This window comes from Neiella litorisoli, from assembly GCF_014773395.1.
Lineage (GTDB): Bacteria > Pseudomonadota > Gammaproteobacteria > Enterobacterales > Neiellaceae > Neiella > Neiella litorisoli.
Genome location: NZ_JACXAF010000025.1, coordinates 29701 through 42553, shown reverse-complemented (window position 1 = coordinate 42553; position 12853 = coordinate 29701). Strand labels below are relative to the sequence as shown.

The 12853-nt window shown below is 49.3% G+C and carries 12 protein-coding genes and 1 pseudogene; 6 read left to right on the top strand and 7 right to left on the bottom strand.

Annotated features, from left to right (window positions below):
• Window positions 1–270: 270 nt before the first annotated feature.
• Together IC617_RS16125 and IC617_RS16120 are read left to right on the top strand one after the other, a co-directional pair.
• A pseudogene (locus tag IC617_RS16125) lies at window positions 271–516 on the top strand (iron-sulfur binding domain-containing protein); the annotation flags it as partial.
• Between the two features lie 80 nt (window positions 517–596).
• Window positions 597–2051 carry an AraC family transcriptional regulator gene (locus IC617_RS16120; RefSeq protein ID WP_191146017.1) on the top strand — a complete coding sequence of 485 codons (1455 nt, stop codon included), beginning with the start codon at window positions 597–599 and terminating at the stop codon, window positions 2049–2051.
• Window positions 2052–2056: 5 nt separating this feature from the next.
• Here IC617_RS16120 and IC617_RS16115 read toward each other — a convergent pair whose 3' ends face one another.
• Window positions 2057–4405 (bottom strand): alkaline phosphatase D family protein, encoded by a 2349-nt coding sequence (locus IC617_RS16115; protein ID WP_191146016.1) that lies wholly within the window; start codon window positions 4403–4405, stop codon window positions 2057–2059.
• 360 nt (window positions 4406–4765) lie between these two features.
• Between IC617_RS16115 and IC617_RS16110 the strand changes: the two genes are divergently transcribed.
• Entirely contained in the window at window positions 4766–5056 is a 291-nt protein-coding gene (locus IC617_RS16110) for a carboxymuconolactone decarboxylase family protein (RefSeq protein WP_191146015.1), read from the top strand.
• Here IC617_RS16110 and IC617_RS16105 read toward each other — a convergent pair.
• Together IC617_RS16105 and IC617_RS16100 are read right to left on the bottom strand one after the other, a co-directional pair.
• Window positions 5042–5974, bottom strand: coding sequence for a 3'(2'),5'-bisphosphate nucleotidase CysQ family protein (locus IC617_RS16105; RefSeq protein ID WP_191146014.1), 933 nt, complete (start codon window positions 5972–5974; stop codon window positions 5042–5044). The two genes, IC617_RS16110 and IC617_RS16105, sit on opposite strands and share 15 nt — an antisense overlap.
• On the bottom strand, window positions 5971–7020 hold the full coding sequence (locus tag IC617_RS16100; protein WP_191146013.1) for a phosphotransferase: 1050 nt from the start codon (window positions 7018–7020) through the stop codon (window positions 5971–5973). Before IC617_RS16100 ends, IC617_RS16105 begins: the two co-directional genes overlap by 4 nt.
• A gap of 159 nt (window positions 7021–7179) precedes the next feature.
• On the opposite strand from IC617_RS16100, the gene gloA reads away from it, so the two are divergent.
• On the top strand, window positions 7180–7587 hold the full coding sequence (gene gloA / locus IC617_RS16095; protein ID WP_369410421.1) for a lactoylglutathione lyase: 408 nt from the start codon (window positions 7180–7182) through the stop codon (window positions 7585–7587).
• 56 nt (window positions 7588–7643) lie between these two features.
• On the opposite strand, the gene IC617_RS16090 is transcribed toward gloA, so the two are convergent.
• Together IC617_RS16090 and IC617_RS16085 are read right to left on the bottom strand one after the other, a co-directional pair.
• On the bottom strand, window positions 7644–8087 hold the full coding sequence (locus IC617_RS16090) for a DUF3859 domain-containing protein (protein ID WP_191146012.1): 444 nt from the start codon (window positions 8085–8087) through the stop codon (window positions 7644–7646).
• Window positions 8088–8182: 95 nt separating this feature from the next.
• Complete coding sequence (locus IC617_RS16085; protein ID WP_224746076.1) at window positions 8183–9070, bottom strand: sulfite exporter TauE/SafE family protein; 888 nt, start codon at window positions 9068–9070, stop codon at window positions 8183–8185.
• A 171-nt stretch (window positions 9071–9241) separates the two neighbouring features.
• Between IC617_RS16085 and IC617_RS16080 the strand changes: the two genes are divergently transcribed.
• A complete protein-coding gene (locus tag IC617_RS16080; RefSeq protein ID WP_191146011.1) occupies window positions 9242–10210 on the top strand; it encodes a hydrolase in 969 nt (322 codons plus the stop codon).
• Here IC617_RS16080 and can read toward each other — a convergent pair.
• A complete protein-coding gene (gene can, locus IC617_RS16075; protein WP_191146010.1) occupies window positions 10207–10845 on the bottom strand; it encodes a carbonate dehydratase in 639 nt (212 codons plus the stop codon). The two genes, IC617_RS16080 and can, sit on opposite strands and share 4 nt — an antisense overlap.
• A gap of 91 nt (window positions 10846–10936) precedes the next feature.
• Window positions 10937–11611, bottom strand: coding sequence for a 7-carboxy-7-deazaguanine synthase QueE (queE, locus tag IC617_RS16070; protein WP_191146009.1), 675 nt, complete (start codon window positions 11609–11611; stop codon window positions 10937–10939).
• A gap of 227 nt (window positions 11612–11838) precedes the next feature.
• Between queE and IC617_RS16065 the strand changes: the two genes are divergently transcribed.
• Window positions 11839–12741, top strand: a complete 903-nt coding sequence (locus tag IC617_RS16065) for a substrate-binding periplasmic protein (RefSeq protein ID WP_191146008.1) — start codon at window positions 11839–11841, stop codon at window positions 12739–12741.
• The last annotated feature ends 112 nt before the right edge of the window (window positions 12742–12853 follow it).

Here is a 12853-nt window from a genome sequence, read left to right as displayed (position 1 = left end):
ATTGACACATTTTATTGGTGAACAACAAAGTTCAATTTTTTAAAAAGTGTTCATGAGGTATTGATAGGCTGTCGTGTGGCGAAAGCGCCATTTGAGTTCAGAGCAACGAACTACTCATCGAGGGTCACCGCCTGTTTAGTGTTCCGTCAAAGCAATCATGGCGAAGGAGGGCTTTACGCATATCTAGCGCCCTTGACTTGGAGTTAACGGATCGGCAATTATTGACACAATTCGGACGTTAACGGATATCTACCTTCATTATCTTGCCGCTGGCCAACCATTGCCGTCGACACCCACATATTCCGAGTTTCCAACCGCACCAAATTTGCCATGGGCAAAAACGTGGACCAAGTTGAGCAGAAGCTGTTGAAGGTGGTACCTGCGGAATTTAAAGTCGATGTCCATCACTGGCTTATTCTGCACGGCCGCTACACCTGCTTTGCTAGAAAGCCCAGATGTGGCAGCTGCATTATCGAAGACTTGTGCGAGTTCAAAGAGAAGGTTGAGATCGATTGAAGCTTGCTTTGAGTTTCTGATTGTTTCACTTCGGTATGGCGTCAATGATTGCGTCTGCCGACACTGTTTTGAGTAATTCGATGCAACTAAGCTGGCACATGTTCTCTGTCGGTGTTGTGACCTTCGCCGCCGCCGTGATTTTCACAATGGTGCAGGTTTATTTCACCTTGGTCAGAGAACGCATTGGTCGATCATACCCCTATTACAGTACATTTATTGGCACGCTCATCATTTACTTGTCGGTTCCCGTTGTCAGTATGCTGCCGTTCGACAAGGGTAAAGTCATCTTTCACCTGAGTGGCAATTTTTTGCTATTTGCTGTTGGCGTGCCAGCATTGACTCAGGCGCTTTACATTCAGTCTGGCGTATCGCTGGGCCGCTGGAAGCATCTGCTGCCTTATTGCTTGGGATTTGCTTGGGCAACGTTTCATCTACTGACTTTTGAGTTGACCTACCCCAAGACCTACTTTGACATCGCCCCTGTCTTTAACTGGCAGCAACTCGGCCTGACAGCAGAACACGTTTACTACAGCCACGTCGCGTTGATCATGGCAATACTGGTGTTGCCATGCCTGCACTTGCTGGCACACAACAATAAAGCCAGTAAGGCGAATATTTACATCATTGGTGCCCTTAACTTTTGTTTCTTCATCTGTCTAGGGATCGTGTTTAAAGCATGGGCTGTGTATTACGTCGGCACTAGCTTGACGGCTCTGATCTGGGCTTGGGCAGCATTCTCAGATATTCAAAAAACCAATGATCAGTTGCAGCGAAACTATAGCCATGAGTCGAGACTGGCGAGCGCGCAGTTTGCCTCATCGGGCAACGCATTATCGATGGTCGATTTATATCCCGAACAGATTAATGAAAATTACCCCTTTCGCCTGCAAGCGGAGTTGCTCGAGCAAATCAAAACGGCGAGTTTAGGGCTGATCCCACAGACGTGCGAACAACTGCAGCAAGAGTTGAGTGACTTTGCCAACGAGCAATTGGATATATTGAAAGCTCGGATTCGAGAAATATTGTTTCTCATGTACGACAGCGCAATTTTACAGCACGGTGATGCAACCTTGCTTTCAGCTCTCGAGCAAAAAGGACAACAAGTCGACGACAGCGTGTCGCCTGAGCAATTATTCTCCGTATTAAACGAACAGGCCTGTCGCTTAGCAGCTTACTATCGTGAACATCAAGCAACTGAATTGACCAATCCGCTTGTTGATAGCACCAAGAAGCATATTCTTGCTTATTACCACAAGGAACTATCGATTAGCTCCATTGCTGAGTCGCTCAATGTTAGCCGCTCGTATCTCATGGCAACATTTAAGAAATCAACTCAGCAAACCATCAATCAATATTTAGCTGAAGTACGAATCAAGAAGTCCCAGAGTCTGCTGCTGACATCGACGGTTACCCAAACGGCCTATGACGTTGGATTCAGCAATCCCAACTACTTTGCTACTGTGTTTAAAAAGCACACGGGCTTGACCCCAAAACAATACCAAGCCCAGGCAAAATCCGAGAACGCTAGAACATGACGGCGTTAACTCAACCGGTTCAGGCCTATGTTTTCATCTTGATGAATAGTCACAGGCCAACCATCAAACAGATTGCTGCTATTACCATCGGCAACATCGATTAAATACCGATAAGCGTAAATATCGTAGGTTTTCTGCTGGGTATCAAAGATGATAAAACCAAAGCCACTGCCCTTTTCATGCGCTTTGACGTAACGATTCTTCGACTGACCAACGTCTGGCAAACCCACCGCATAGACGTACATTTTATTACCAAACGCATCGATAAACTCACCAGTTTGCGCCAAGCCATGTCGCGGCCTGTTTTGGTGTGGGATCCCCACTTGGTCTGGTAACCACCAGCGGGGCCAACCGGCAGATATCGCTGGCGTACAAAACGACCAATTACTATCGCGCTGCGCTTTAACACCATACTGCGCCAGTGATGTCAGGTGGGTATCCCCACAAATGTGGAGCGCCTTAGTTTCTCGCATGACGGCAACTGCTTTGTCTCTTGCCGGTCCCGGCCAGCCATTGCTGTCAAAGTCATACTTTAGATAACGCTGCGGTGACGGCTGATGTGTCGAAATACCCGCAAATACGGTTTGGCTGATCACGGCTTTTAATTCATGACCACGCCAATCCTGAGCCCACTCGGCAAGGAATTGCTCCTGACGCTGCCCCAGCAACTGAGGGTTTGGCGGGTTAATCTTCGGGTTAATAAGGTTGGGATCTTCATCAATGCCGGTTTTCCCCACAACAACGCCCGCCTGCTCTGGGCCAGACTTCCATTGCCGGTCAGCCAAAATCGCAAAGCCGACGTTGCCATACACCATGTCACCGTAGTAACAACTGATCCCCGTTGAATTCGGCATCGGATCATAAGCATCAGGGTGATGACTGATACAGGTTTTATGGACCGCATTGACAAACCGCACAGAGCCGATATATCCCCCCATATAGGATGCGGTGGGATCAAGTTCAGGATGCTCTTTCGCCATGCCGCCTTTCCCCCACAAATTGCCCTGCATGACATCGTGATCGTCGGGTAAAGACAAGGTTGGCGCGTCTCGCATCACCTCTCGAAATGCCCAACCAAACTGATAGAACTTGCGCAAATAGTTATGAATTGCCGGTTCAAATGGCTCTCTGATAATGCCAAAACCGCCGTGACTTTCGTAAATTTGGTCGCCCGAAAACAACACCAAATCTGGCTCTAGCTTTTTCACATTTTCTGCGACCGGCGCATAAGGGAAGCTGTAATCGTTCTGACAAGTCATTGCCGCCATTCTTAACGGTCGCCCTGTTGGATTTGCTTTAATCAAACCGCTATAACTGTCTTGCGTGGTGCTGCCATCACGATGTTTTTCAACGTACCTGACCCGAAACGGCTGTGCCAAATTCTCCGGCCAGTGTGGGATCCGAAACGCTGCTACCCATGCATCGGGATCTAACTTTGCTTGTCCCAGCGTTTGCCACTGATTATCGCGTTTCACCTGCAGTTCAACATCATGGTTGTCCTGATGGCCCATCGGCCCGGTGAACACGCTCATCTTCATGACGAAGCCATCACTCGTTCTGGAGTCGCTAAGGGTATACATGGTCCAAAGAATCGGACCAAACTTGCGCTCAGGATTAACATCAAACGCATCGCCTGAGAGCGTCCAGTCGGTAAAACGATACTGGCCACCACGCTGGCCGGCTTTAGAGCGCAATTTAAAGTTGCTAACGACAGCGATATTCCCCAGCACTTCATTAGCGGGAACCAAGTGACTTAATTGGCCAAGTTGTTTACTTGTCGTCGCCAGGCTGGCACTGACATCAAGCAGCACCGCGCCATACTGTGGCGTTGCCTGAACCTGTAATTTGATCGGTTGTTTGTTGATCTTCTGATTGAGGGAAATGGTTTTACCAGCAACGAAGAGTTGGCCATCAATGATGCCGATATCAAGGCCGCGCTGGACAAAACAACTGCTTCGGTACTCGTCAATTTCGTTATTGATACCTAGGCGCAGACCGGCACCACCATCATTGTGGTTAATAGTAAGTTGCTGCACCACAACACTAACCTCGAACGCTTGCGACGCATCAGTCAATCGGTGTGTTAACGAATGAACACTGCGGTTGCCGTCACTACTTTTGCATTCAACACCACCATTTTTAACATGCCAATCTTCCATTGGATTGGCCCAGTACTCACCACCAATCCAAGTTCTATCGAGGGTATTAGCCCATTTATCGAGCATAGGTTGACTAGGTTTTGCTACCGACTTAGCTGGTGAGTTTTCAGCGTTTGAACTACAACCAACGCTGGTTGCCACAACCCCTGCGACAGCTAGTTTCAGAGCATCTCGACGAGATAAATTTGCGGTCATTCGACTATTCCTCAATGGTTAAGGTAAGCACGCAGCAACGACTTAACTCACTCATGCTGTTGTGAGGTGAAGCTTTGGTTACGCGCGCTATTTTTTCGATAGCGTGAAGCTACCGTTTGAGGATGCTTGGCGACTTTAAAAAACTACTTTTGTTGCTCTAAATTACTACTGTCAAAGCGCCATTTATGGCTTGTGGCCATTTTTAATGATCACTGCATGGGCATTTGGCCAGCAGCATGCGATGACACCAGTCAACAGGCGATTGCTAGAGCCTGTTGATTTAATACATAAATAGAATACTGAGTTTGTGTTTATATGGTGCCTATCGACATTATTCCTTTGCTTGAAGATGGAGCTGATATGCTCGGAAAACACCAAAAGCCTTACCAAGATTTCTATCACTCCACGCACAACAATGAACATTTAGATAGCAAAACAGAACTGCTTGTTGGACTTGCTGCCGCGATGGCGATGAATTGCTCTCCCTGCACGAACTACTATTTAGGACAAGCCCAAAAAACAGGCATTAGCAAAGGCGAGATCGAGGATGTCACCGCCAAGGTAATGGCAGTTGCCGCCGGCCAAAAGAAACTGCAAATGCAGCAAGTAGTCGCAGACTACAACATCGACCTTGAGTCATTTGGCCGCTGATTGACGGTGTTGCTGATAAACCAGCATGACCTGCCGCGCTATCGCTTCATTGCTGGCATACAAAGCGCCGCGACGATTCATTAGCAAGGTATCGGAGGCATTGAGTTGGAGTGGCTGGCCATCCATATCGGAAACCCAAGCACCACCAGCACTCGCTAATGCTGCGGTAGCTGCGACATCCCACAAGCTGCCGCCGCCGGGTTTAGCACGTGGAAATTTGAAGTAGCAAGCTGGCGCTCGCTCCAGCATATTGACCGCATTCATCACCGAGCCGGCTTGATCAAAACACTTAATCCCGGCATAGCCCAACGCTGCAGCGATGTCGCTCATGGCGCCTTTAATTGCTGGGAATTCGTCTTGAGCAGTAAAGCTGCGGTCAAAGAACACGCTGAGCGGTTGCTGCGCTTGCTCTTTCGCCAACCGCCAAGTCTTTCTTTGCCGTAGCAATAATGCCGGCTCTCCTAGCGCAACAGCAGGGTTCATGCCTTGATACAAAGTGGCGCTCACCGGATCGTAAACAACCCCCAACAAGGGCTCACCATTGCGGCTGACCAAAGCAATCGATACCGCATAGCCCGGCACGTTTTCGGTAAAGGGCAAAGTGCCATCAAGGGGATCGACACACCAAAAATAGGGCTTGGACAATCTTGGGTGTTCAGCGATGGCATAATCAGATGCGCTTTCTTCGCCGAGAAAAGCAATATCAAACGCCGCCATTGAAGGTTGCAAAGCTTTCAAGATCATCGCTTCACAAGTGAGGTCAACTTGGGTGACTACTTGAGACGCCGCACTGTAGCCCTCTGCTTTGGTCATCACTGCAATGGAGCGGCGGTCAACATTGGCAATATACTGGCCCGCTTGATAGGCGGCATCAGTCGCAACTGTCATCAATTGCTGAAGCTGCTGGCGATTCATCATTGTTGCTCTACCGCACCATTAACCATAATCAATGCCCGCTCGGTTTGTTGTTGGCAATACTTACCCATTTTCCAATGCTTAGGGCTCCAGCCAGCCAAAAAGCGATGGAAGTCAGCCCAAGCAACGGCATAAAGCGACCGCCAGTGGCGCACCACATCTGCGCCATCAATTGCTGGTTGCTTGGCCTGCAACTCGCTCTGCAACTGCTCAAAGTAGTAATCGACTAAGCCATCCGCTTCGGCCAACAATCGCTCATCGGGCATGACACTGCTGAGCAGCAACATCAAGTCTTTTACCCCAGGGCCGACACCCACGTATTGGTAATCAACTGCCGCGACCGAGCGGCCTGTTTCAGCAAAACAAAAATTAGCCAGCTTGGCATCGCCGTGATTCAAGGTTTGATAGGGGCATTGCTGCAGCAGCGCATCTAGGTGCTTCGCCGCTTGTTTCAAGGGGCCAACGGCCATCGCCTGATATTCATCGGGGCGGGTCTGTAGGTGCCAATAACCGCCAATTGGCCATAGGTAAGATAACTTGCTGGCTAGTGGTGACTGCTCTGCATGATGAATAAATTGTCCATGGAATGCTGCCAGCCAACGGATGCAGCTTTCAATCTGGCACTGATCTGGGCGGTCGTCTCGACCTTGAGTGAAGCGAATTGGAAAATCAGACGCCAAATCTTCCATCACTAACAAGGCGCCGTTATCCGTCAGCTCCGAGTATATCAATGACGGCATCGCTGCGGCCTGCTGCGCGAGCGCAGCAAAATGACGATACCAATGCAATTCAACTTCGTAGGACTGACGCTTACGCTGGTCGGAGCGCTGAGTGTTCCAGCCCCGCGGATGATTAACCGCAGACTGAAAATGGATCTGTTTGACGATCAGAGTTTGCCTCGCGGTGTTATCGCCACCATTCGGTTGTAAGATGAGCCGGACCAGCTCGCCCTGCTCTGCCCACAACGATTGAATAAGCGCGACATCCTCAATTTGACGACAGTTTGATGCCTGACAAATGGCGTCTTGTTGTTGCGGGCTAAGTGGCATGGGATCTCTGATTGCAAACGAGTGATGATACGTTATACCAGATATCGAGGTATAAGCACGGTTGTCAGTGCCACGCCATCGATAGATAATAAATCAACTTCGGCGGCTGAAACGAGCGGCCCCTCATTCTAACAACGATATTGGCAATATTAAGGAGCCATTGTGCGAGTACTACACACCATGATCCGAGTTGGCGATCTGCAACGCGCCATCGATTTTTACACCCAAGTAATGGGCATGAAGCTGCTCCGTACCAATGAAAACAAGCAGTATGAATACACTCTGGCTTTTGTTGGCTACGGTGATGAAAGTGAAGGTGCCGTGATTGAGTTAACTTACAACTGGGGCACTGACAGTTACGAGCACGGCAATGCATTCGGCCATATCGCCATTGGGGTAGACGATGTTTATGCCACTTGTGATGCGATCCGTGCTGCTGGCGGCACCATTACTCGCGAGCCTGGCCCAGTCAAAGGTGGCACCACTGAAATCGCTTTTGTTGAAGATCCGGATGGTTACAAGCTCGAACTCATCCAAAATAAAAACATGACCAAAGGTTTGGGTTAATCGCAACCCTTCACCCATGTTGAAAAAGCGCCAATCGGCGCTTTTTTTGCGGGCTGCTACTGCTTGCGGCGCCGACCTAACCAAAAACTATCATCGTTAAGCACTTGATATTCATCGACTTCAATATCAAAGGTCTCATCAACAATCAGCTGCCCAGCCAATTCAATGGTCATCCGCCAGTCGCCACCTTTGTTATCGACCGGTGCCCAAATGCAATCACCGAGATAAAACTGCCAGTCGTTGTCAGCAACATACTCATCACCTTCAAACGGCGCCATCACCAAACCCTCGTCATCAACCAGATTAGGGTGTTCAATGCACCAGTGAATTTGTTGCCCTTTGGCCTTTTTAATGTTGACGATCAGGCCAAACTCCAAGTCGAGCTCAGCGACAATATGGCGAGTAAATGATTTGATTTTCGGCAGCGCTTTGCTGTTGGCATCAAAGCCATCGTAGATCCCAGCACTCACTATCTGAGCACTGAATTTTTGTTTCGCCATCGTGGTTCTCGCCGTCAAAACTGGATAAAGCAACATTGCAGGCGGATTTTAAAGCAATCCGGTTCGGCAAACAAAGTCGGCTTGACGATAGCGACCTAGGCAGCCAGTAGAATAAACAGCCCAGTCAACAGTACCCAAGCTGAAAAAATCAATTTGACGATCTTGGCCGACAGGTACTCAACAATGGTCCTCGCGATAATGCCACCTAAGATGGCGCTCGGCCCAGCAAACAGCACGACCTGCCAAGCCACCGCATTGGTGGACCAAATATGATGGGGAATTGCTGCCCACACCGACAATGCCGATACCATCACTGCGCCTGCTATCGCCATGCTCACGTTGAAGCCTCGTAAGATCAGGTAAACCGCCATCAGTTCACCAACACCAACAGAGAGCCAAGCGGTGATCACGCCACCAAGCAAACCAATCGCCGCCAACGCTACATAGTCGAACCACAGCAAACCACAGACGACCGTTTGCTTTCCCTTGGTGAGTGTGCAATACAAAGTCACCACGCCAAGGCCTACAGAAAACACACTAAAAATAAGATGTGTCGCTGCCGGCGCGCCAATGGCCAGCCACTGAGTGGCTAATAAGGCCACCACAGCCCCTGCCGCACAGGTCAATACCGCAGGTATCAAACCTTGCCATTGCGCTTCCGAGCGATGATTATGACGATAGCTATACAACCAAGTCAGCGCGCCAGCGCTCATGCCACAACATTGGATCGCAAAGCTGGTTGCAACGGACTGGAGTTCTGAAAAGCCAAGCTGATGAAACGCCGGAATAAACACCACACCACCACCGGCGCCGGTACTGTTGGCGAAAATCGCGCCCAACACACCCAGCAGCGAAAATTTATAGTGTTCAGCCACCACTTGGCTCGGCTCGGGCTGTGCCAGCAGCAAGCTAAGCCACACGACAACGAAGCCGATGACAGCCCATAATTTTCTGTATGGTGACAGAGGCGGATTTAGCATCATTGGTTTATCAGAAGCTGGTGGCAGTGTCTGAGCAGTTCATGAGGGCGAACATAGCAACGACAGCTCTTGGACTCCAACTGCCGTCTACATTTTGAACTGATAACTGTGATTCACTTGGCCTTTTGGTTAACATCAATCGCAATCGCTCGTATTTAGAGCCTGGAGCCCATATTGAATCCTTTTTGCCCTCCTTTGTTGCTACGTAATCGACATCTACAAACCATGTGGTCACGTCTCAAACCTCGGCGCCACAAAGCACAATGGCTAGTGCAACAGATCCCAGCGGTTGATGGCGAATTGCTGACGTTACAATGGCTGCAACAACCCAACCAAACCCACGCGGGTATTGTGCTGTTAATCCATGGTTTAGAAGGCTCGGCGACATCGGATTACATTGTTGGAATGGCTGACGCCCTGCTCGGTCATGGCTTTGCCCCGGTGGTAATGGAGTTTCGTGGCTGTGGCGAGGCACCAAATACCACAGAGCGTGCCTATCACTCGGGCGAGATCAGCGACTTAGAGACGGTCCTCAAACAGCTACAGCAACAGTATCCGGCGCAGCCCATTGATGCCGTCGGATTTAGCTTGGGCGGCAACGTGCTGGCGCGTTATTTAGGCACTCACCGCCAGCACAGTGTCATTAACAAAGCAGTGATCATCTCTGCGCCACTCGATTTAGCCGCCTGTGCCAACCAAATGACCCATTGGACTGCCCGTATTTATCAGCGTCACCTGCTGCAATCGTTAATTGCTAAAACGATCGCCAAGCGGCATCAAGTGAACTGGCAGTCGTTTGCCCTGCCCTCTGATTCCGAGCTGCGCAAGATGAACACCTTTTGGCAATTCGATGATCGCGTAACGGCGCCATTACATGGCTTCAAAGATGCTCATGATTACTATCGTCAATGCAGCGGTAAGCAATACCTGAGCGACATTACCCAACCAACTCTGATCATCCATGCCAACGACGATCCATTTATGAATCGGGATGTGATCCCTAAACTCAGTGAGTTACCGAAGAATATTAATTACCTGCTAAGCCAACATGGAGGACATGTTGGCTTTATTACCGGTAGCTGGCGCCGACCGGTTTATTGGCTTGAACACACGGTGCCAAAGTGGCTAAAACGCGCTGACTAAATGGTGCCGTCCATCGAATAAATGCTACTGACGCCATCAAGATCGCTAACCGTGACCTTCATGTCCTTGATCAGACCATTATCAATACCGTAAATCCAGCCATGAACGGATAAGTCCTGACCGTTGCGCCACGCATTTTGCACAATGGTGGTATGACAAACGTTCGCCACCTGCTCACGGACGTTTAACTCACACATCAAACGAAAACGTTGCTCTTCATCAGCAACCGCTTCAATTCGCTTTTTGTGAGCACGATAAACATCTTTGATATGGCGAAGCCAATTATCGATGAGACCAAAGGTTTCATTGCCCATTGCCGCTTTGACGCCACCACAGCCATAGTGGCCAACCACCATGATGTGCTTTACCTTGAGCACTTCAACCGCGTATTGAATCACCGACAAACAATTCAAATCGGTATGCACGACGACATTGGCAATATTGCGATGAACAAACACTTCGCCGGGTAACAAACCGACAATCTGATTTGCCGGAACTCGCGAATCAGAGCAACCAATCCACAAATATTCGGGCGTTTGCTGCTCTGATAAATTATCGAAGAAATCGGGATCAGCATCGGTGGTACGAGCAGCCCATTCTTCGTTTTGCTTAAATAATTGTTTGATAACCGGCATAAATAACCCCTTTTAGCGCGGGGATAAGTATATGCACACTGGCCCCGAAGTCACGCCAAATCAGACTGGTCCGTGCTGCCAGATCAATCGTTTAAGCGATGCCGATGTATTTGTGGGTTTGAACCGACAGGCGCCAGTTGCGAGCAATGCAGGTTTCCATGCAAAGCCGAGTAGCACGAGCCTTTTGACTAATGGGCTGGAGGCAAACAAAGACATCCGCAGAATTTAGCTCCGCTGCGGCCATTAGTTCATCAAGATTATCGATATCTTGTTGTCTAGCGACTGGGTGCTTAATTTCATCCGCGCGCTGCATTGCCTCGCTCAGCACTTCCATTCCGCCGCGCATCGCAACTTTCGGAGATACCGTTACCCAAGTCTGCTCTGCCGCCTGCACCGGATAGGTACCGCTGGTTTCAATCTGCACTGAATAGCCATTGCTAATTAAGCACTCTGTGAGCGGTGTTAAATCGTACATACACGGCTCACCACCGGTGATCACCACATGTCTGGCGGTATAGCCTTGCTGCTCAAACAACGCGAGTAACGCGGCAGCGTCGAGCTGAGTATACTGCGGCGAATCGACTTGTTTGCTGACAATGATGTTGCTATCGACTTCATCGCTAGGCACCACATCCCAAGTATGTTTGGTATCGCACCAAGCACAGCCAACCGGACAGCCCTGCAACCGAACAAACAGTGCAGGCACGCCAGTATGCACACCTTCGCCCTGAATGGTCTGAAAAACTTCGTTGATAGGATACTTCATGCTGCCGCCAGCTCCACTTTGGTTAAGAATGGCCGTCTTGTACAGGATCCTAGCAGCTCAGGCAACAATATGAGGCGCTATGTCTGGTTATTTTCGTTCTGCAACAACCAAAGCCTTAGGGGATTGGTTATTGTGTCTCACAGATTCGATCAGCAATCCAACAAAATAGTCACAGGTCATTTACCATGAAGAGGTGAGGAGTTTTGTGAGCATCTGGGAGTTAGCCTTTGACTTCGCATTGTTTTGGCGTCGCGCTGAAATTCATTAAGTTACTGCTGTTGTGGGTTAGTGTACTAGCGACCACTCCGGTCTTAGCAACCGTTGAGACGATTATTGCAAATCCGGTCAGCAAGCAGGATTTGATTGATGTCTATAACTTCGAATTGCTCAATGCGGCACTGGAAATAACCAGAGCAGACTTCGGCGATTACCAACTGGTGTCACCCACTGTGGTCATGCTGAGCAAGCGCATTGCAACCGAGTTGGAGCGAGGCGAGTCACTCCACATAGCGGCATCAAACGTCAAAGAGTCGTGGAAGCCCCACGTCATCACGGTGCCATTTCCAATCAATAAAGGCTTGAGCAGCTTGCGGGTGTTTTATGCCACCAAAGAGCGGGCCGAAGTACTGGCGCAAGTGCGCTCAATTGATCAGCTGAAACAATTTAAGTTTGGTCAGGGGCAGGGCTGGTCAACAGCCAAAATATTGCAAGACCATGGTTTTAAAGTGACCAAGTCTTACGAATACTCAACCTTGCCCCGAATGCTTCAAGCCAACCGCTTCGATATTCTAATGAGGAGTATTCGAGAAGCAGTGCTGGAGCAAGACGTACTTGCCGACCCCAACAGCAACATTGAACTGGTCGATAACATTGCCATTTACACTTACCTACCGATGTATTTTCATGTCACACCAAAGCGGCCTGAATTGGCCGAGCGTTTGGAAGTGGGTTTAAAGCGGCTCGATTCGGCAGGCGAAGTCGAAAAGCTACTGCGTAAACATTTCGAGCGCTCGGTGAATCTATTCACCGCCTCTGAGCGTCTGGTGTTTTATCTAGAAAACACCAATTTAGAGCCAGGCACTTACCAACGCGATCTGCCGTATTTATTGAAAACAAACCTCCAACCTTAAGTAACTGAGCCAGATCATCTTTACCGCCGCTAACGGTGATCTGGGCCAAATTCACTTGCGCTACCTATCTATATCGGCTAAAACTGCCGCCTTTATTCAGTTTCATGTCAAC